We start from the raw sequence: 19,578 nt of genomic DNA, 5'->3' as shown, positions 1-19,578 counted from the left end.
TTTATCGATAAAACAGTATAAATATTAAAGTAAAAATAATACAGGTTAGACAAAGGATTCCTAGCAATCTGCCTCTTTCATTTTTTTCATTGAAAAAGAACATTGCTCCATTTGCCTTTATTACATTCGTTTCCGTTCCTCTGTCTTTTTCGGAAAGTCTCATAACAGATACTAGCTTTAGAATACAAATAATAATGAATAAGATAACGGCTACATATTTCACTAATTCCATCTTTGTTGACCTCCTAACTGAAGAATTCTTGCCACCTGTTCTGCCGTGCGGACCAGGTTTTTTTCTGCTTTTTGAAGCGTGTCCTCCAAACTTTCAACGCTTGCAATTATTGGAAAAGCGGCGCAGATATTTTCAAAAGGAAACTCGGGAAGATCGTCTTTGAGGCTACCACAAATTGCAATGATGGGAATCCCTGCTGGAGTCCGTCTAGCTACTCCTATCGGAGTCTTCCCTGATAAGCTTTGAGCATCCATCCGCCCTTCTCCGACCACAACCAGATCCGCTTTGGCGACGCGATGATCAAAGTCCAACTGATCCAAGACAAAGTCGATGCCTTTTTGAATGCGAGCACCTGCAAATTGGACTAGACCTGCTGCCATACCTCCTCCAGCACCCGCTCCTGCCAAATCGAGCAGCATTGGATTAACTAATTTATAAAAGGACTCCATTTTCTTGTCTACTAGTTCAAATTCAGCAGAGGCAAGACCTTTCTGACCTGCAAAAACAAATGTGGCACCCGCTGGTCCGCAAAGCGGATTATCCACATCCGTTACCAAATCAATCCTGACCTGAGATAGATCTACCAACATATCCTCTGTGGAAAAGCTGACAATCTCCCCGATATGAGCTCCAATTGCCTCTACTTCTTTTCCCTCTCGATTATAAAATTTCACTCCTAAACCTGCCGCCATTCCGATACCACCATCATGACTGGCAGAGCCACCTACTCCTATAAATATGCGCTTAACACCATTTTGAACGAGCTCCACAATCAGCTCCCCAACCCCTTGTGTCTTAATAAAGAGAAGACTCCTTTTTCCATGCGGGATACTTGCCAGCCCTACAATCTCAGCCATTTCAAAAACCGCAAGATCATCTTTAACCGCATAGGAAACCTTAATTTTATCTCCAAATGGACCTGTCACCCAAGTCTGGGTTCCATCCAAGGATAAGGCCTGCATTAGACTCTCAACTGTCCCTTCGCCACCATCTCCTAGGGGAATTAAGTCATACCCTGCTTGTGGGTAAACCTTAGAAAATCCTTTTTTAATCGCTTCAGCAACCTTTGTAGCTGAAAGAGACTCTTTAAATGAATCTGGAGCAATGAGAATATGCATGGTACTAACCTCCTTTATATTATTAGTATATCACGCTCCTATTCAGCTTTCAATAAATCTTTTCTGTTTTTCATCGTCTGTGTTATACTGAAAGAAAGGAGATAAGTATGTATCAAACTATATTATTTGACTTAGATGGAACTCTTACTGATTCTGGACAAGGAATCTTAAACTCCGTCGCCTACGCACTAGAAAAAATGGGAATTGAAGAACCAGATACAGCCAATTTAAACCGATTCATCGGCCCGCCACTCTATGAATCTTTTTCACGATTCTACCAACTCAGCCCTGAAGATACACAAAGTGCAGTTGATGCTTTCCGTGTCTATTTTAAAGAAAAAGGAATGTTTGAAAATCAACTCTATCCTGGAATCATCCCTCTGCTTGAAGAATTGAGAACGGCTGGAAAAACACTAGTAATTGCTACCTCAAAGCCAGAAATATTTGCCAAACAGATTCTAGAACATTTTGGTATCGCTCACTACTTTGATGTCATTGCCGGTGCTAGTCTGGATAGTAGTCGCATCAGTAAGGCGGACGTCATCGGCCATGCTATAAATCAATTAGAAGCATTTCCAAAACATGCTGTGATGATTGGAGATAGGGAACATGATATTGAAGGAGCACGCATGCACCAACTTCCCGCCATCGGTGTTCTTTACGGCTATGGGAGCAAACAGGAATTTGAAAAGGCCGGGGCCACCATGATAGTCGAAACCGTCCAAGATTTGAAAAAGGTTTTACTGACAACAGAATAGAAGAGGCTGGGCAAAAAGACCAACCTCGCTTCTCAGGGTTCGTGTCAACATCTCAGCGCAGTGGTTGATTGGGTTTAACAGTCCAGTGGACTGTTAAAGGTTGGAGATAAGATTTGCGAAGCAAAGTGTTTTACACTCCAAATCTGACAATTACGACTGTTGCGAACAAAGTTCGCTCTATTTCCAACCTCAAAAGGTTCACTGAACCTTTTGAGCTGTGCGGGGGCGGGAGTTTAAAAGGTCTGGGAGACCTTTTAAAGTGGGAGATATAAGCTGACGGCAGTCAGCTCACATAAATTGATGTCTGGGAATAGACTGTTTCAGCTCAACAACTTAAAACGAAAAATTGTTGACGAACTCTTTTTTGACCAGTCGAGTTCTTTCCCGCTCCCATTATTTACTATCTAAAATCTCTATTAGTTTATAGAGATTTTTTTCATTTATTTGGTAGGGCGCCTGTTCTTGGACAATCGGTTTAGCACAGAAAGCTACTCCAACTCCTGCTCGTTGAATCATTGGTAGATCATTTGCTCCATCCCCCATGGCAATCGTTTGAGATAGACTCAGCCCATTTTCTGCCGCCCATTCTTCTAAACATGCTTTTTTAGTATCTTTCGTTACAATTTTACCCAATACTTGTCCAGTCAAGACTCCATCTACTACTTCTAATCGATTAGCCCGAACATAGTCTAACTCTAACTGTGCAGCTAGTCGATCGACTGTTTCATGAAACCCGCCTGAAACGACTGCTACCTTATAGCCTCGCATTTTTAACTCTGAGACTAATTCTGCTGCTCCAGGCGTAAAGTGGATTTTTTTGATAATTCGATCAAACACAGAAACAGGCAGACCCTTTAACAACGCCACACGTTCACGTAAGGCTTCTTCAAAATCCAATTCCCCACGCATAGCACGTTCGGTAATTGCTGCAACTTGCGCTCCTAAATCGGCCTCTTCTCCAAGTAAATCTATTCCTTCTTCCAAAATTAATGTTGAATCAACATCCATAACTAATAATCCAGTTGTCATCTCCGATATTCCTTTCAAAGTATAAAAATAAAAAGCCAAATGGCTTTTTATCTAGTAGCGAATGGCTTCGCGAGTTTTTTCGTATGAACGTACAAAACGCTCTGTTACACCAGGTTCAACTGTTTCCAGAGCAAATGAAATTTCTTCAAATGCTGCTTGGTAATCAAAATCCTTTTCAAAAATTGATAATGAACGGTTAAATGCTTTTTGCACACTTTCATCGAATGAACGATAACGGTTAGAGTATTGTAGCAACTGCTCTGTTAAAGTCGCATTTTGCACAATCAAATACGCCAACTCTTCCAATTGATTCATATCATACGTTGCATTTTCCAACAAACGGTTAACAACTTCGATATTGATTCGTTTATAGTCTAACTCGGCAATCAAGGCTTCCACATGATCGCTCGTTCTAAAGAAGTTTGTTAAAAATTCAGCTGGAATTCCTGGAAGGTTGCGTTTTTCCATATAACGCTTAAGGGTATGCAATTTGTTGATATAAAGTGTAGCTTTCTTACGCGCTGTGTTCTCTGACAATTCTTGTGATTTCAGATAGTCAGCTAAAACAAGCTGCTCCTCTTCGATTTCTTTCAAACTTGCCAATGAATGATCCAAACGCTCTTTCAAAATAGAATATGCAACTTGTGGATTTTCAATGTCTTCCACACTTTCTGTAACAACAATTTCAATCGATTCCAAACGAGCTTTAAGCTGATTGATACGTGAAAGTTTGCTATCTGCTAGCAAGTAAGTTGCGTTTAGGCGTTGGCTTTCCTCATCCAAGAGCTGTGTATTTTGGACAACATGCTCCAAGAATTTTGGCAAGTTTTTACTAATCTTAACAGCTTCCTTATTCGCTTCGATTTCACGATTGAAGACTTTATACAAATGATCAATTTTTGCTTGAATTCCCTCATTTTCAGCTTCTGCGGCATCCAAATCAAAGGAAACAATCAAAGCAGTGTTTTCACGAATTGAAACGCGAATATTTTGGAACTGTGACTCGATGTTAGCTTCTGTGAACAAATAATTCTGCTCAACCAGTTTACGATAACCCGACTCCAAATCTTCCAATTGCTCTGGGAAATCTTTTGTAACTCGTTCAATCAAACTTGGAATGCGATCCATGATTTGATTGAGAGCAATCATATGCTCTTCAGCCTTATCAAGGATTTCAGAAGCTTCAATCGGGTCACCTGAGGAATTGAGCATCACAAATTCAGAAAACTCAACTTCAATATTTTTCAATTGTTTCTCAAGTTCTGGTAATGTCTCACCGTAGCTATCTGGATTTTCACGAACAGCTTCCTGCAAACTATCGAACAAGTTTAACGCATGTTTTACACGACCAGAGTTTTTCTCTTCTTGCTCCTTCAACTCCATCAAACCATGACGGATAGAGGCGATGTCTTCTTCAATTAAATCAATTTGGCTTTCGATACTGTCGATAGCGTTCTTTGCACTCACAAAGCGAAAAGCATTGTTATAGCCTTCTGCCTCAAAGATATGATTTTCAATGTCGGCAAATGAATTGAGTGACAAATCAACCCATTTTTGATTCCATTCACGGAATGACACCTGACTTTGACCAATCAAATGAAGTGCTTTGACAGCTTCGACTTCTTCATTAACTGGAAGGTTAAATAGCTCTTCCTTACGTTCTTCCAATGCAACCAAAAGGTTGTCATTTCGTTTACGAACAATCAGGCAAGCTACATAGGCAATGATTAAAATAATAACAATCGAAACGATTAAGATGATTGTTCCTGTAGGCATGTAAATCTCCTTAGCTCATAGTAATTACTAGAAAATATCGCTTAATTATACCATAAATCTCTAGTATATGCACTTGTTTTTTTAGTTTTTAGACATCCAATGTTGAATAAACAGCATTTTCCTCGATAAACTCTCGACGAGGTTCAACCTTATCCCCCATTAACATGTCAAAAATCTTATCGGCTTCTGCCGCATCATCAACTGAAACGCGTGCCATGAGACGATTTTCAGGATTCATCGTAGTTTCCCACAACTGATGATCATCCATTTCTCCCAAACCTTTGTAACGTTGGATCGTTGGCTTGGACCGTCCCGTACTATGTCTTTCTAAGGCATCTTGCAATTCTTGCTCTTGATTAACCCCAGGTTGAATATATTCTTTTATCTCACTTCCAACCTTGATACCGTAAATAGGTGGTTGAGCGATATATACGTATCCCGCTTCTACAACAGGACGCATGTAGCGGTAAAATAATGTCAGAAGGAGTGTCCGAATATGGGCACCATCGACATCGGCATCTGTCATAATGACTAATTTTTGATAACGTGCCTTGCTAACGTCGAAATCAGCACCAAAGCCAGTTCCCATAGCTGTAAATAGACTACGGATTTCTTCGTTGGCCAAAATCTTGTCCATGCTGGCTTTTTCTACGTTCAAAATCTTACCACGAATCGGTAAAATAGCCTGAAATTCACGGTCGCGACCGGATTTAGCTGAACCACCGGCTGAGTCCCCCTCAACGATGAAAAGCTCTGTCTTCGTTGCATCATTTGAGGAACAGTCTGCTAACTTACCTGGGAGGTTTGAGATTTCAAGACCCGATTTCTTACGAGTTACCTCACGCGCACGCTTAGCAGCAATACGAGCCTTGCTTGCCAAAATCCCTTTTTCAACAATCCGTCTAGCAATCTGTGGATTTTCCAAAAGAAATTCTGCAAAGGCATCAGAGAAAAGGCGGTTGGTAATTTTGACCACTTCACTATTCCCAAGTTTTGTCTTAGTTTGTCCCTCAAATTGAGGACCTGGGTGCTTAACAGAAATGACCGCTGTCAAGCCTTCACGCACATCCTCACCAGTCAAATTATCCTCATTTTCTTTGAGAATTTTATTTTTCTTGGCGTAGTCGTTGATAACACGTGTCAGAGCTGTACGGAATCCTTGCTCATGGGTACCACCTTCATGTGTGTGAATATTGTTGGCAAAACTAACTACGTTTTCATGATAACTCGTCGTATATTGCATGGCAACCTCAACGGTAATATCATCCATTTCACCTTCTGTATAGATAGGGGTCTCAAAAATGACATCCTTGTTCTCATTAAGATACTCAACGTAGGAAGCAATACCACCTTCATAGTGATATTCCTTTGTTTGCTCTACTCCCTCACGTTTGTCCGTAATAGAGAGATTTAAACCACGATTTAGGAAGGCCAATTCTTGGATCCGCTTATTTAATTTTGCAAAGTCGAACTCAGTCGTCTCAGTAAAAATTTCTGGATCAGGTGTAAAATGTACAGTTGTACCAGAACGGTCTGTTTCTCCAACAACCTCCAAATCTGCAACGACTTCACCTCGTTTATACTCTTGGAAATATACCTGACCATTTTTGTAGACATGGACGTCTAGCTGAGTAGATAGGGCGTTTACGACTGATGAACCTACGCCGTGCAATCCACCTGAGACCTTATAACCGCCTCCGCCAAATTTACCACCTGCATGGAGCACTGTAAAGACAGTTTCTACCGCTGGACGACCAGTTTTTTCCTGAATATCTACCGGAATCCCACGTCCATTATCAATAACCGTGATGGAGTTATCTGGCTCAATATAAACTTCAATTTTATCCGCAAAACCAGCCAGTGCCTCATCGATTGAGTTGTCGACAATTTCCCAAACCAAGTGATGGAGACCTTCTTTAGATGTTGAGCCGATATACATCCCTGGACGCATTCGAACAGCTTCAAGACCTTCCAAGACTTGAATCTGACTGGCATCATATTCTTGAGCCTTCTCTTGTAAATCTTTGATTTCTTCTGTCATTTCTTTTCCTTATTTTCTATTTGTTGCTCCTTAAAAATAGAAAAGCCAATCCATCTAGATAAAAGCGAGACATATTTTTAGAGCAAAAATCATTCTAACGAATACCCTTCATTATACCATATTTTCTAATATTTTGATAGAAAAAAGAAGAGGAAACATTAGCTCCATCTTCTTCATTACTTTAACGATGATAAACCATTGTTTGAGCTAGGCTTTCCCCATCTCCACCAAATAAATCAACCAATTTATAGGCGAAATCCAAACTTGTTCCAGCACCTCGGCTAGTGATAATTGGACCATCAACAACCACATCCTCTTCCAGATGAATACCTGACGGAATGTCTTTTTCTTTCCCTGGGAAACATGTATAGTGACGACTATCTAGCAAACCAGCCTTATCCAGAACAATTGGAGCCGCACAGATTGCTGCTACTGATTTTCCTGATGCAACCGCTCTTTGCAATTCTGTAATCAGGGACTCTGAATCTCTAAGGTGAACAGAACCTGGCATTCCTCCTGGTAAAACAATCAGATCAAAGGAAGACAGGTCTCCATCAAAGACTTGGTCAGTTTGAACACGAATACCGTGCGATCCCTCCACTTCATGACTATCTAAACCAACAATCTGACAGTCAAAATGAGCTCGACGTAATACATCTACAGGGGCCAATGCTTCGATTTCTTCAAAACCATCGGCTAAAACAACCGCAACTCTTGTCATATAAACCAACTTTCTAACGTTTTATCGTAATTTTTCTATAGCGACGTGATCGACTTGTTTCCTTCTCATCAGCTAGTCGTGACTGATACCCCATTGACAGCACTAGACCAACACCAATCAGATTTGAAACCATGGACGAACCACCTTGGGAGATAAACGGCAAAGGAATACCTGTTAAAGGCAACAAACCCGTTGCAGCGCCAACATTTTCAAACACATGGAACAAGAGCATCATGATATAGCCAGTTGATATGTAGGTGTAGTATCGATTGTTTGACTTCAACGTTACCCGCAGCATTCGATAAATGAGCAACAAGTATAGTACAATCAATACCGTCCCACCAATAAAACCAAAGTCCTCTCCAATCACCGTAAAAATCATATCACTTTCTCGAACAGGTATAAGAAGATTTGTTTTATTGAAACCTAGTCCTTTTAAGCCACCACTTCCGATAGCTATCAAACTTTGAGCTTGCTGGTAGGTCGTTGATTGGGCATTTTTAAAGGGATCAAGCCAGGCTGCAATACGATTGATTTTATAAGTGTCCATCCCCAAATTGTGGAGGAATGTTGTTCCACCAGGAGAAATAAAAATCAGCATAAATCCACCAACCAAAACGATCCCCGTTAAGGCAGTCGGTAATAGAATTTTCCAAGAAACTCCTGATAATAGAAGCATTCCGCTAAAGATTGCTACAAATACTAAGGAGGTTCCTAAATCTTTCTGTAAGGCCAACAAAATCAAGACTGGGATAGTAAACAGTGTCATATAACCAATCAACATAAAATCCTCACGAATTTTTCGATTTGGATAATATTTATGAAAGGTGACAATCACCCTTGACAACATAATGATGTAGGCTATTTTCATAAATTCGGATGGTTGAAAAAGAGTCATTCCACCAATCGTTACCCAGTTTTTTGCTCCCGTTGACGCTACTAAGTCTGGACTGTAGAAAAACAAAGGCAATACCATAAGTCCTAGCCCAAGTACGTACAAGTAAGGTGTGATTTGCCACAGAAACTTAGTGGAAAAGAACATGACCAAAAAAGCTACCACTGTTCCAATTCCTATCCAAGCAATTTGTTGACCAACCATCTGTACAACATTATCCGGATAATCTTGACTAACCGCAATGTAGAGAGAAATAATCCCCACAACTAATAAAAAAAAGACCGGTAAAATAAGTGAGTAGTCTACTCGACTATCGATTGTTCCCCTATTTTTCATCAATTTCCTCATACTTTCACTTCAAATTCTTACTCGTTCCATTATAGCAGAAATCATCTCTCATTGAAACTAAAAATCTAGTTACATCTGAGGGGATACGATTTATACTCAACGAAAATCAAAAGTAGCCGGGAGTTTGACGGTTTGAAACCACCAAAAGTGTCACAAACGTTGATGTGACGCTATTTTTTTGTCAAATTCTCGCACATTTTTATTGCGTACTTTCTCGTACTGTGGTATAATAGAGTGAGGTGCGAATCCATGAGAGTTAAAAAATCAGTATCTAAAAATACTATCAACTATGCCATTATCAAAGATATCAAGGTCGGAAACAAACGGACATCAACCATTGTCGAAAATCTCGGCAATCATGAAACTCTTCAACAGCTACATCCCGAAATGGAACCAATGGAATGGGCAAAATTGCGGGCTAAAGAGTTAACCGAACTTGATAAAGAAGATAAACAAGAAATATTAGTCAAACTTCATGAGAATAAACAGTTGAAACAAAATCAACGAAATGAATATCATGGGGGATATTTATTTCTACAGAATATCTATTATCAGTTGGGATTGGATAAAATCTGTCAAGATATTCAGAAGAGGTATCACTTTAGTTTTCACTTAGATACCATTCTTTCTCGTCTCCTCTACGGCAGAATCCTATTCCCATCCTCTAAACGGTCTACTGCTCATTTTTCACAAACTCTCCTAGAACCTAAAACTCTGGAACTCCAGCACCTCTACCGAGGATTAGAAATTATTGCCAAAGAAACTGACTTTATTCAAGAACAACTCTATAAAAACTCAACTGCACTTTCCTCTCGTAAAACTGATGTCCTCTATTACGACTGTACAAATTTCTATTTCGAAATTGAGGAAGAAGATGAGGAGGGGCAACTGAGACAATATGGCTATTCTAAGGAACATCGACCGAATCCAATCGTTCAAATGGGGCTGTTTATGGATTCTCAAGGAATTCCATTAGCTTTCTCCGTCACACCTGGTAATACGAATGAACAAACGACTATGAAACCTTTGGAGAAGAAGATTATCAAGGATTTTGAAAAAGCTCAATTTGTGGTCTGTACAGATGCTGGACTATCTTCTATTGGAAACAAACGCTACAATAATATCAGCGGGAGAGCCTTTGTCACAACTCAATCTATCAAAAAGTTAAAGAAAGAAGACAAAGACTGGGCTACAGCTTCTACAGGTTGGCGGTTGATGGGAGATAAGTCCGAGACATTCTATGATATTTCTGCACTAGATGAAAGTAATCAAGACTTTCTCTATAGACAAGTCTTTTACAAAGAATGCCCCTTACCACAAGATGGGCTAGAAGACCAACGATTGATTGTAACCTTCTCAGCTAAATACAGAGATTACCAAAGAAAGATACGCGAACGCCAGATTCAACGTGCCTCAAAATGGATTGGAAAACCAGCTGACTACAAGAAGAAACAATCTACAGATCCTAAGCGTTTCCTAAAAGTAACAGAGACAACAAGGGATGGAGAAATAGCTGAGAAAACGTTTATTGAGTTGGATGAAGAACGAATTGTTTCTGAAGCTAGATTTGATGGAATTTATGCGGTAACAACAAACTTAGACGATACGATTGAGACCATTGTTTCCATTAATCAGAGAAGATGGGAAATTGAAGAATGTTTCCGTATTATGAAGCATGAATTGAAAGCTAGACCAGTTTATTTAAGTCGAGAAGATCGCATTTCTGCTCACTTTACAACTTGCTTTCTTGCTCTTATACTCTATCGTTACTTAGAGCTGGCGGTTCAGAAGCAATTCACATGTACTGAACTCATTGAAACCTTACGTTCATACACCTTTAAGTATCTGCCTGGTTTTGGTTATCTACCTAACTACACTCGGACGGCTATTACTGACCAGCTGCATCAGACATTTGGATTCAGAAGTGATTATCAAATTCTAAGCGAAAAAAAGATGAAAAAAATTTTACAATCGTCAAAATCGAGAAAAAGTACGCATTTTTGATATAAAAAGAAAACCTCGCTAAACCCTTGATATGCATAGGGTTAGGGAGGTTTTTGTCTTGTAAAACTGTCAAAGACGGGATTATAGCAGAAATCATCTCTCATTGAAACTAAAAATCTAGTTACATCTGAGGGGATACGATTTATACTCAACGAAAATCAAAAGTAGCCTAGGAAACGAAGTCGAAGATAGAACTGGAGTTCCTCAAGGTAAGTTGACAACGGATAATTTTGATTTTCAAAGAGTATTACTAGTGCACAAATCATAAAATACGTATCAAGGGTTTCAGCTATTCTTTAAATAATTACTATATTAAGCACAGAAAAAGCTACTTGTAATTCTGTTTGTGTCTGCGTATTGTCGTAAGCTGCCTGTGTGGTATGCCAGCCAACAGTTAAGGGCTTTTTTAATTTTGTCATTACAAAAAGGTGGAATAGTTTTTATTCTGCCTTTTATTGTTATTCTGCGATGTTACGGAAAAGCGCCAACCCCAGCAGGTCGGCGCGTGGAAATATACAAATTGATTGACATATAACCTATAATGGGGGTATAATCATAGTGTAAAGAATTGTTGTGAGGACAATTCTAGCACTAAATCAAAAAAGCCCCCAACGTGCCAGCGTTGAGGGTTTTTGTTTGCCCCTGTTTGGGGTTAGTCGTCGTTATCGTCTAAATAATACTTAACTACTTCAGTCAAGATATTAACCAATAACGGCGCTAGAATACTTGTGAGGATAAGTTCTAGCAACTAAATCACCTCCCTTCAGTAAATTCAGGGGGCTTGTATATCTTATCAGATAGTTTATTTTGTTGTCAAATTCTCCCCGCTTACACATGGCAACGTGTAAGCAACCATATTTTTATGATTGATATTTAATCCCAAATACTATAAACTAGATAAACGGAGAAAGCATTTATAACGCCCGAGGGTGTATATTTGCGTGAGGTGTCTAGTTTTGCTAGGCACTTTTTTCATTCTTAGCAACACTATTAGAAACCACTTATAAACACGCGCATACTATTTTATTCTTTCGATTAGGTGGGAAAACCAATAGGAGGAATAAACAAATGATTAAACAATATCAACTAAAAGACGGCTCTGTTAGATACTCTTATATTGCGTATGTAGGTATAGACCCACTTACAGGCAAAGAAAAGCGCGTAAAAAAGAGCGGTTTTAAAACTCAAAAAGAAGCCCGAATAGCTGAAAGCCAGCTACTTCTAAAAGTGGAGCAAGACGGATTTTTTTGACAAGCCAGATAGAATAACCTTTGAGGAAGTCTGTAAGATATGGCTGGAACACTATAAAAACACCGTAAAGGCTAATACATACGCCAAACAAAAGGCACAAGCAGACCTACACATCATTCCAGCATTTGGCGCGTGCTACGTGGATAAAATAAGCCTACCAATGTGCCAAAAACAGGCGCAAGAATGGTTTAAAGGCTACAAGAAATACGCTAACTTTATCGGTATGACTAAGATGGTTTTAGATTTTGCGGTAAATCTGGGCTATATTCATGATAACCCCATGAAGAAGATAATAAAGCCCCGTAAATCCTTTGAAGTCGATGAAGAAGAAAAGAAAAAGAAAACTTCTACAGCCGTGAAGACTTGCAAAAGTTCCTAGACTGCGTAGCAAAGGAAGACAAGGAAGAAATAGCTTGTATTTTCCGCTTACTCGCCTTTACAGGTATGAGAAAAAGCGAAGTTCTTGTCCTACGGTGGAAAGACTTAGACTTCTTTACCTCACGTTTATCAGTTAGCCAAATAGTAGCCTACGGAGAAAATAACAGTATCGTCTATCAAACACCCAAAACAAAAAAGAGTAAGCGCACTATCACGCTTGACCCTATTACCGTGTCTATTCTGAAAAAGTGGGAAAAGACTAGACAATTTTTAAACTTCCCCCAGCGCGTGAAATCAACTGACCTAGTTTTTCCAGCAGAAACAGGCAACGCCCATAGTTTTGATTATATAAACTATAATCTACGTTGTATTCTGAAAAAATATGACTTGCCTTATATAACGCCCCACGGTTTCCGCCATACTCATTGTAGCTTATTATTTGAAGCTGGGGCATCGATTAAGGAAGTACAAGAAAGATTAGGGCATGAAGATATTAAAACAACTATGAATATTTACGCTCATGTTACGGAAAATACAAAAGAAAAAACGGCTGAAAAGTTTGCCCAATTTTTGGGAATGTAACGCCAGCCGTTACTTTTTTCGTTACTTTTTCAAAAAGAAAACCACTCCCACGGCTCGGGAATGGCTTAAAATCAACGTTTCTAACGGTTTTTATAACGCTGATTATTTGAGACCGTATTTTTTGTTGAAGCGATCCACACGTCCATCTGCTTGAGTGAACTTTTGACGTCCAGTATAGAATGGGTGTGAGTCTGATGAAATTTCCACACGGATCAATGGGTAAGTTTCACCTTCGAATTCAACTGTTTCGTTAGATTTCTTAGTTGAACCGCTAAGGAACTTGTAGCCAGTAGTTGTGTCCATGAAGACAACAGTGCGATATTCTGGATGGATATCTTTTTTCATTTTAAAATTCCTTTCTGCCATGGACTCTTTCCGAGCCATAGATTATAACCATTTAAGTTTACCAAAAGTTTGTTCTTATGGCAAGTCTTTTTACCTATTTTTTTAATATTTTTTTCAAGTTATAGTACGGCGAAAGTTCTATAATGAAGTTAGCCACCTTACCTTAGTCAAGAATTAGATGTTTCACTATGTTTGAGTAAGTTGATGATTTCATTTGATAACAGGCTTGAAGCTGTTAGGCTAGTTGCCCAAGGCTAATCATAGCCTTGGTTTAGCTGAAAAAACAGCTTCAAGGGTGCCTGGTGTCAAATGAAATGTGATTTAAGGTATAAGAAAACACCTCTGTGCTATACTTGTTGTTCACCACAAACACAAGGAAAGGCACAGAGATGCAAGGACATTATACCCCAAAAGGGAAACATTTGACAATAGATAACCGTCGCTTGATTGAGCGGTGGAAACTTGAAAATAAGTCAAATCGTGAAATTGCAGGCTTGTTAGGAAAGGCGCCTCAAACGATTCATAATGAAATCAAGCGTGGGACAACCTTACAACAAGTGCGAAAAGGGGTCTACAAAAAAGTTTATTCTGCTGATTATGCACAAACTGTTTACCATTCCAATCGAAAACGGTCGGTTAAAAAGATAATCCTAACGAAAGAAATGAAAGAGAAGATTTTACACTATCATAAGCAAAAATTTTCACCTGAAATGATAGTGAAGAAGAAGCAAGTGAAAGTAGGTATTTCAACCATCTACTATTGGTTTCATAATGGTCATTTAGGATTGAAGAAATCGGACATGCTTTATCCTAGAAAAGGGAAAGGTGGCAAGAAGCAAGCTAGTCCGAACTTTAAGCCAGCTGGTAAATCAATCGAAGAGCGACCAGAGGTCATCAATCTTCGATTGGAAAACGGTCATTATGAAATTGATACAGTTCTACTAACCAGAGCGAAAAATCAGTGTCTTTTAGTCTTAACCGACCGACGAAGTAGACACCAAATCATAAGATTAATTCCAAGTAAAACTGCTGAAGCTGTCAATCAGGCACTTAGGTTACTATTGGCTGAGTATCATATTTTATCAATAACTGCAGATAATGGTTCGGAGTTCAAACGATTGTCTGAGGTATTTCCTGAGGAACATATCTACTATGCACATCCCTACTCTTCATGGGAAAGAGGTTCAAATGAAAACCATAATCGATTGATTCGGAGATGGTTACCTAAAGGAACCAAGAAAACGACTCCGAAAGAAGTAGCTTTTATCGAAAATTGGATTAACAACTACCCTAAAAAATGCTTGGACTACAAGTCGCCAAGTGAATTTCTTTTGGGTGGCTAACTTCAACTTGAAATTTGGGGTTATAGTACGGAAGCACCCGAAGCAAGGTCAGAAGTTACTCTGGCGCCAAATCCCCCTCTTGAAGGACTGCCCAAGCTATCAGAAATTCTTTCTTTACCAGCAAGAACTTTCTCAGAAAGCCCTGAGGTCACTAGAATCCTGCCATCCAGCCCAATCAGAACTGCTTCGATACCATCCGTTTCTTCTGCCATCTTATAAATCCGAGTTATTTCTTGACCAAACAGTCGAGTCGTCCAAATCTCACCGTCAACAGATTGTTTGGACACAATGGTCAAACTAGCCAGCTGCGACTCGATTGGATAGCCGGTCTCGGGACTCAAAATATGATGATAGGTCTTTCCATTCACGGTAAGGGTTCTTTCGTAAATACCAGAGGTAACTGCTGATTCTTCTCCTATTTTGAGGACGAGGGCATTCTCACCCCGTGTTTTCTGTGGATCCTGAATCCCAATTCGCCAATAGCCATCTGGATTATGCGGAGCCTGACCGAAAGTTAAGACATTGCCTCCCAAGTTAATCAATCCAGCCTCCACACCTATTCTTTTCAAGAAGTCGACAATCTTATCTGCTACATATCCTTTAGCAAGAGCACCCAGATCAATGGCCATACCTTCTTTTTTCAAATAGACTGCCTGCTCCTCATCATCTAATTCGATGTCCCTTGGATTGATGAGCTGGAGTTTTTCACTGATCATTTCTTGAGTTGGAAGTTTGGCATCGCTAAATCCAATCCGCCAGCTTTGCACAAGGGGACCGATAGTAATATTCAGAAAAGATCCCTGTGCCAGACTGTGTTCTTTGCCCAGTTTAATCAATTCATACAGGTCATCGGCAACAGGAACCGCCTGAACACCCGCATTGAGGTTGACCTCCATCAATTCAGAGGTTAAGTCATTGGCAGAAAATCGATCCTTGTAGAGATAGAGCAATTCTTCGACCTGATCTAAAATTGGTTCTGCATCTGGATGCCATATTTTAGTTTCTATGATGGTTCCCATTAGACGAAGGGAGCGACTACTTACTTGCATTCCTCACGACCTCTTGAATTTCTTGATAGATTTGCTCATTTTCGGAAAGAGAATAAGAGTTAGCACCGCTGGCTAGTGGGTGGCCACCGCCATCGTGGCGCTTGGCAATCTCGTTTATCGGAATGTACTTGCTGCGTAAACGAACCCTGTAATTTCCGTCAGTTTGTTCCACAAAAATTCCCCAAGATTGTACAGTGCCAATCCGTCCTGGAGCCCCAACGATAAAGGATGTATCCGCATCGGTCACCCCGTATTTTTTGAGGATATCCTGAGTCAAAATGACCCGTGCCGCACCGTGCTCATCGACTTCCAAGTTGTCGTAAACGTAACCTGTCAGCTTGGCAATCTTGAAATCAATGGTATCCATCTGGCGGGACATCCTTGCAAAGTCAAAATCTTCCTGACGAAGTCGGGCAACAATTTCAAAAGTGCGTGAGCTAGTCGCCGGATAAAGAAAACGTCCCGTATCGCCAACAATACCAGCATATAGCAGACGAGCAGTTTCTCCGTCCAATTCCAATTGACTTTGAAGGGCCAATTCTGCAATCATTTCACTGCATGAGCTAGCCTCTGTATTGACCCAGAGCAGGTCGCCGTAAGGCTCTTCATTTGGATGGTGGTCGATTTTAATCAGGAAATCACCCTGAGTGTAGCGGTCATCATCCACACGGGCGGTATTGGCAGTATCTGTTACGATAACCAAGGCCCCTTGATAATCTTGGTCGGAAACCCGATCCATTTCTGCCATCCAGGCAAGATTCGACTCATTGAAACCAGTTACCTTGATGGTTTTTTCAGGAAAATTCTTCTGCAAGAGCTTTTGCAAACCAACCTGGCTGCCAATGGCATCCGGATCTGGTCGTTGGTGACGATGAATGATGATTGTGTCGTATTCGCGAATTTTTTCAATAATTTTACTGTAAATTGTCATAGCAACTCCTTTTCATCATTTTAGCATAAACTTCCCCTTTTGAAAATGATGGGAGTATGGTATAATGGAATTACTATGTAATTTGGAGGAAATTATGGCACTAGCAAAAATAGTTTACGCTAGTATGACTGGTAACACAGAAGAAATTGCTGACATCGTCGCCAGTAAGCTAGAAGAGTTAGGTTTGGAAGTACAGGTTCACGAATGTACGACTATTGAAACTGAAGAAATCTTGGATGCAGATCTCATCGTGGTAGCCAGCTACACCTATTCTTATGGTGGAGACGGTGAGCTTCCAGATGAAATTGTTGATTTCTATGCTGACCTAGCTGACTTAGATTTGACTGGTAAGGTCTACGGTGTTTGTGGTTCTGGCGATACCTTCTATGATGACTTCTGTAGTGCAGTAGATGACTTTGATGTCATGTTTGGTTCACGTGGTGCAACTAAGGGTGCCGAAAATGTTAAGGTAGACCTTGCCGCTGAAGATGAGGATATTGTTAACCTTGAGCAATTCGCGACAGACCTTGTTGCTAAACTAGATACAATGAATTAACTGACAGACAGACTGGCTTATCAATAGGTCTAGTCTGTTTTCTTTTAGCCTTTTATTAAGATTGTACAACTATTGCTTGCAATCTTAATAGTTTTGATGTATGATTAACTGGTTAAGTTTTTTTAAAAAGGAGAATTTTATGGCTAAAAAATCAAAAATGGCACGCTATCAGAGACAGTTGGAGTTAATCGAGCGCTATGCGGATTTACGTAAAAGTCTCAAAGAAAAAGGTGACTATCAAGCACTTCGAAAATTGCCTCGCGACTCAAATCCAAATCGACTGAAATACCGCGACAGGACTGATGGCCGTCCGCATGCCTATATGCGAAAATTCGGTGTGAGTCGGATTACCTTCCGTGAATTAGCCCATCTTGGTCAACTTCCTGGGGTAAAAAAAGCAAGTTGGTAACTTCCTCAAACAAGGCTAGTATTCTGCCTTGTTTTTTGCTATACTAAAAAACAACTGAAACAATATACGGAGGTTTATAAGATGAATTTGGATTGCATCCGCGAACAGATTAACACGATTGATAGCCAATTGGTTGAACTACTTGAAAAACGAATGGAGTTGGTCGACCAAGTTACAGCCTATAAACGAGCAACAGGTAAGCCTGTTTTGGATACCAGCCGAGAAAATGCTGTCCTTGAAAGAGTTGGAAAATTAGTCCAAAAGGATGATTACCGCTCTGCTATTCAAGCGACCTTTAGTGATATGATGGCCCAATCAAGAGCATATCAATCTTCCAAGTTAGCAAATCATGAGTAATAAAATGAAACATGCCATCCAACTCCTTTTCTTTTCTTGCTTAATTGGAGTCGGTGCAGGAATTATCACCACACTTTTTGGGAAAATTCTACTAGGGGTTGGAGAGTTACGATCTGAATATTTTACATATCTCATCCCCTTTCTGCCACTTGCAGGTGTGTTGATTGTTTTCATTTATCAAAAATGGGGAAGGGAAGTCCAAGCAGGTATGGGCTTAGTCTTCAAAGCTGGACAAGGGGAGCTAGTGCAAATTTCTCCAGTTCTCATTCCACTCATCGTCTCTACAACTTGGCTCAGTCATCTTGTCGGTGCTTCCGTTGGTCGCGAAGGTGTAGCTGTCCAACTTGGAGCCAGTCTCTCACACTGGTTACAAAAACATGGTTTCACACATTTGCCCAAAGATATGATAACAAAGATTGGTATGGCCGCAGGTTTTGCAGGGTTATTTCAAACACCATTGGCTGCTGGTTTCTTTGCCATTGAGGTTTTAATCGTTGGCCAATATTCTTGGACTAGTCTCCCCTATTGTCTAGTTGCCGCTTTCACAGCTTCTACTACTTCCCATTTACTGGGATTGGAGAAATTTTCGCACACTATTTCATCTTTTTCATTCCAGTTTACAGATAGTTTCAAATGGCTATTTATTGCCCTTTGCTTCGGTTTCATCGGCAATTTATTTGCTTGGTTTCTGGCGCAAGCAAAAAGCATCTCAACTCGATGGCTTCCAAATCCTTACATTAAAATAGCTATCATGGGAGTTGGACTGACCGTTCTACTATTTTTCTTCCATCAAGGTCGTTATACTGGTCTAGGAACCAATTTGATTGATGCCAGTTTAGCTGGGGAACAGGTGTTTGCTTTCGATTGGCTACTAAAACTCCTACTAACCTGTCTTTGTTTGGCTGCAGGTTTTCAAGGGGGCGAAGTTACTCCGCTCTTTGCGATTGGAGCAAGTTCTGGGGCTGTTTTAGCAGGATTACTAAGTCTACCAACTGAACTTGTTGCAGCCCTTGGGTATTGTGCCGTATTTGGAACAGCCACCAATACCATACTGGCTCCTCTCTTCATTAGTTATGAAGTATTCGGCGCTAATATCCTGCCCTATGCTATTCCTGTACTTGCCATAGCTTATCTTATAAACAGAAAACAGACTATTTATGGACAGCAGTTGAGGAAATTCAATAACGCAAAAAAGCCTATCATCTAGGCTTTTTCGTATACTCTCCATCTCCCCTGCAGGAATTTTATAGCAAAACACGTTGTTGTATGTTTTAAAAAATACGCTGATTTTAGCTATTTTTGTTATATTTTTGACCTATCTATACTCATTTTTTAAAACTTTTGGGGCGAATTTGGGGCAGACGCACTAAAAAAACACTCCATAAATCAACTTCTCAAGACCTCTGGACAAGGCCTTTTATTATGTCCGCAAAAACGGCAATTTTTAAAAACGTC

17 protein-coding genes and 2 pseudogenes are annotated in these 19,578 nt (G+C 40.0%); 9 read left to right on the top strand and 10 right to left on the bottom strand.

Annotated elements, in window-relative coordinates:
* Position 1: 1 nt before the first annotated feature.
* Both CWM22_04280 and CWM22_04275 read right to left on the bottom strand, forming a co-directional pair.
* Positions 2–232, bottom strand: a complete 231-nt coding sequence (locus CWM22_04280) for a hypothetical protein (protein AUC91181.1) — start codon at positions 230–232, stop codon at positions 2–4.
* Complete coding sequence (locus tag CWM22_04275) at positions 223–1,350, bottom strand: glycerate kinase (protein AUC91180.1); 1,128 nt, start codon at positions 1,348–1,350, stop codon at positions 223–225. The genes CWM22_04280 and CWM22_04275 overlap by 10 nt, the downstream gene beginning before the upstream one ends.
* A gap of 107 nt (positions 1,351–1,457) precedes the next feature.
* On the opposite strand from CWM22_04275, the gene CWM22_04270 reads away from it, so the two are divergent.
* Both CWM22_04270 and CWM22_04265 read left to right on the top strand, forming a co-directional pair.
* Positions 1,458–2,108 (top strand): phosphoglycolate phosphatase, encoded by a 651-nt coding sequence (locus CWM22_04270; GenBank protein AUC91179.1) that lies wholly within the window; start codon positions 1,458–1,460, stop codon positions 2,106–2,108.
* Between the two features lie 113 nt (positions 2,109–2,221).
* Positions 2,222–2,305 (top strand): annotated as a pseudogene (locus tag CWM22_04265) (hypothetical protein).
* 196 nt (positions 2,306–2,501) lie between these two features.
* Here the strand turns inward: CWM22_04265 and serB are convergent.
* The 5 genes from serB to CWM22_04240 all read right to left on the bottom strand — a co-directional run bounded on the left by serB (position 2,502) and on the right by CWM22_04240 (position 8,918).
* Positions 2,502–3,137, bottom strand: coding sequence for a phosphoserine phosphatase SerB (serB, locus tag CWM22_04260; GenBank protein ID AUC91178.1), 636 nt, complete (start codon positions 3,135–3,137; stop codon positions 2,502–2,504).
* Positions 3,138–3,188: 51 nt separating this feature from the next.
* Positions 3,189–4,913, bottom strand: a complete 1,725-nt coding sequence (locus CWM22_04255; protein AUC91177.1) for a septation ring formation regulator EzrA — start codon at positions 4,911–4,913, stop codon at positions 3,189–3,191.
* Between the two features lie 88 nt (positions 4,914–5,001).
* Entirely contained in the window at positions 5,002–6,954 is a 1,953-nt protein-coding gene (gene gyrB, locus CWM22_04250) for a DNA topoisomerase (ATP-hydrolyzing) subunit B (GenBank protein AUC91176.1), read from the bottom strand.
* 181 nt (positions 6,955–7,135) lie between these two features.
* Positions 7,136–7,675: a DJ-1 family protein gene (locus tag CWM22_04245; protein ID AUC91175.1), complete on the bottom strand. Its 540-nt coding sequence runs from the start codon at positions 7,673–7,675 to the stop codon at positions 7,136–7,138.
* Positions 7,676–7,688: 13 nt separating this feature from the next.
* Positions 7,689–8,918, bottom strand: a complete 1,230-nt coding sequence (locus CWM22_04240) for an FtsW/RodA/SpoVE family cell cycle protein (GenBank protein ID AUC91174.1) — start codon at positions 8,916–8,918, stop codon at positions 7,689–7,691.
* Between the two features lie 396 nt (positions 8,919–9,314).
* Here CWM22_04240 and CWM22_04235 point away from each other — a divergent pair, with 396 nt between their 5' ends.
* Positions 9,315–10,922: a transposase gene (locus tag CWM22_04235; GenBank protein AUC92839.1), complete on the top strand. Its 1,608-nt coding sequence runs from the start codon at positions 9,315–9,317 to the stop codon at positions 10,920–10,922.
* A 1,068-nt stretch (positions 10,923–11,990) separates the two neighbouring features.
* Positions 11,991–13,133, top strand: a pseudogene (locus CWM22_04230) (site-specific integrase).
* A gap of 102 nt (positions 13,134–13,235) precedes the next feature.
* Here CWM22_04230 and CWM22_04225 read toward each other — a convergent pair.
* Positions 13,236–13,478, bottom strand: coding sequence for a type B 50S ribosomal protein L31 (locus tag CWM22_04225; protein AUC91173.1), 243 nt, complete (start codon positions 13,476–13,478; stop codon positions 13,236–13,238).
* A gap of 389 nt (positions 13,479–13,867) precedes the next feature.
* Here CWM22_04225 and CWM22_04220 point away from each other — a divergent pair, with 389 nt between their 5' ends.
* Positions 13,868–14,821, top strand: a complete 954-nt coding sequence (locus CWM22_04220; protein AUC91172.1) for an IS30 family transposase — start codon at positions 13,868–13,870, stop codon at positions 14,819–14,821.
* 20 nt (positions 14,822–14,841) lie between these two features.
* On the opposite strand, the gene CWM22_04215 is transcribed toward CWM22_04220, so the two are convergent.
* Complete coding sequence (locus tag CWM22_04215) at positions 14,842–15,870, bottom strand: thiamine biosynthesis protein ApbE (GenBank protein AUC91171.1); 1,029 nt, start codon at positions 15,868–15,870, stop codon at positions 14,842–14,844.
* On the bottom strand, positions 15,857–16,801 hold the full coding sequence (locus CWM22_04210; GenBank protein ID AUC91170.1) for a bifunctional oligoribonuclease/PAP phosphatase NrnA: 945 nt from the start codon (positions 16,799–16,801) through the stop codon (positions 15,857–15,859). The genes CWM22_04215 and CWM22_04210 overlap by 14 nt, the downstream gene beginning before the upstream one ends.
* A gap of 94 nt (positions 16,802–16,895) precedes the next feature.
* Here CWM22_04210 and CWM22_04205 point away from each other — a divergent pair, with 94 nt between their 5' ends.
* The 4 genes from CWM22_04205 to CWM22_04190 all read left to right on the top strand — a co-directional run bounded on the left by CWM22_04205 (position 16,896) and on the right by CWM22_04190 (position 19,330).
* Positions 16,896–17,357: a flavodoxin gene (locus CWM22_04205; GenBank protein ID AUC91169.1), complete on the top strand. Its 462-nt coding sequence runs from the start codon at positions 16,896–16,898 to the stop codon at positions 17,355–17,357.
* Between the two features lie 139 nt (positions 17,358–17,496).
* Complete coding sequence (locus tag CWM22_04200; protein ID AUC91168.1) at positions 17,497–17,766, top strand: 30S ribosomal protein S14; 270 nt, start codon at positions 17,497–17,499, stop codon at positions 17,764–17,766.
* Between the two features lie 81 nt (positions 17,767–17,847).
* Positions 17,848–18,123 (top strand): chorismate mutase, encoded by a 276-nt coding sequence (locus tag CWM22_04195; protein ID AUC91167.1) that lies wholly within the window; start codon positions 17,848–17,850, stop codon positions 18,121–18,123.
* Positions 18,116–19,330: a voltage-gated chloride channel protein gene (locus CWM22_04190; protein AUC91166.1), complete on the top strand. Its 1,215-nt coding sequence runs from the start codon at positions 18,116–18,118 to the stop codon at positions 19,328–19,330. The genes CWM22_04195 and CWM22_04190 overlap by 8 nt, the downstream gene beginning before the upstream one ends.
* The last annotated feature ends 248 nt before the right edge of the window (positions 19,331–19,578 follow it).

The organism is Streptococcus suis, from assembly GCA_002831545.1.
Taxonomy (GTDB): Bacteria; Bacillota; Bacilli; order Lactobacillales; family Streptococcaceae; genus Streptococcus; species Streptococcus suis_P.
This window is presented reverse-complemented; position numbering and strand designations above follow the sequence as displayed.

What these genes read in the sequence shown, in the direction of transcription:
- CWM22_04280 (AUC91181.1), bottom strand. Translation starts at nt 232, where the DNA reads ATGGAATTAGTGAAATATGTAGCCGTTATCTTATTCATTATTATTTGT.
- CWM22_04195 (AUC91167.1), top strand. Translation starts at nt 17,848, where the DNA reads ATGAATTTGGATTGCATCCGCGAACAGATTAACACGATTGATAGCCAA.
- serB (AUC91178.1), bottom strand. Translation starts at nt 3,137, where the DNA reads ATGACAACTGGATTATTAGTTATGGATGTTGATTCAACATTAATTTTG.
- CWM22_04225 (AUC91173.1), bottom strand. Translation starts at nt 13,478, where the DNA reads ATGAAAAAAGATATCCATCCAGAATATCGCACTGTTGTCTTCATGGAC.
- CWM22_04215 (AUC91171.1), bottom strand. Translation starts at nt 15,870, where the DNA reads ATGCAAGTAAGTAGTCGCTCCCTTCGTCTAATGGGAACCATCATAGAA.
- CWM22_04235 (AUC92839.1), top strand. Translation starts at nt 9,315, where the DNA reads ATGGAATGGGCAAAATTGCGGGCTAAAGAGTTAACCGAACTTGATAAA.
- CWM22_04255 (AUC91177.1), bottom strand. Translation starts at nt 4,913, where the DNA reads ATGCCTACAGGAACAATCATCTTAATCGTTTCGATTGTTATTATTTTA.
- CWM22_04275 (AUC91180.1), bottom strand. Translation starts at nt 1,350, where the DNA reads ATGCATATTCTCATTGCTCCAGATTCATTTAAAGAGTCTCTTTCAGCT.
- CWM22_04205 (AUC91169.1), top strand. Translation starts at nt 16,896, where the DNA reads ATGGCACTAGCAAAAATAGTTTACGCTAGTATGACTGGTAACACAGAA.
- CWM22_04190 (AUC91166.1), top strand. Translation starts at nt 18,116, where the DNA reads ATGAGTAATAAAATGAAACATGCCATCCAACTCCTTTTCTTTTCTTGC.
- CWM22_04270 (AUC91179.1), top strand. Translation starts at nt 1,458, where the DNA reads ATGTATCAAACTATATTATTTGACTTAGATGGAACTCTTACTGATTCT.
- CWM22_04245 (AUC91175.1), bottom strand. Translation starts at nt 7,675, where the DNA reads ATGACAAGAGTTGCGGTTGTTTTAGCCGATGGTTTTGAAGAAATCGAA.
- CWM22_04210 (AUC91170.1), bottom strand. Translation starts at nt 16,801, where the DNA reads ATGACAATTTACAGTAAAATTATTGAAAAAATTCGCGAATACGACACA.
- CWM22_04220 (AUC91172.1), top strand. Translation starts at nt 13,868, where the DNA reads ATGCAAGGACATTATACCCCAAAAGGGAAACATTTGACAATAGATAAC.
- CWM22_04200 (AUC91168.1), top strand. Translation starts at nt 17,497, where the DNA reads ATGGCTAAAAAATCAAAAATGGCACGCTATCAGAGACAGTTGGAGTTA.
- CWM22_04240 (AUC91174.1), bottom strand. Translation starts at nt 8,918, where the DNA reads ATGAGGAAATTGATGAAAAATAGGGGAACAATCGATAGTCGAGTAGAC.
- gyrB (AUC91176.1), bottom strand. Translation starts at nt 6,954, where the DNA reads ATGACAGAAGAAATCAAAGATTTACAAGAGAAGGCTCAAGAATATGAT.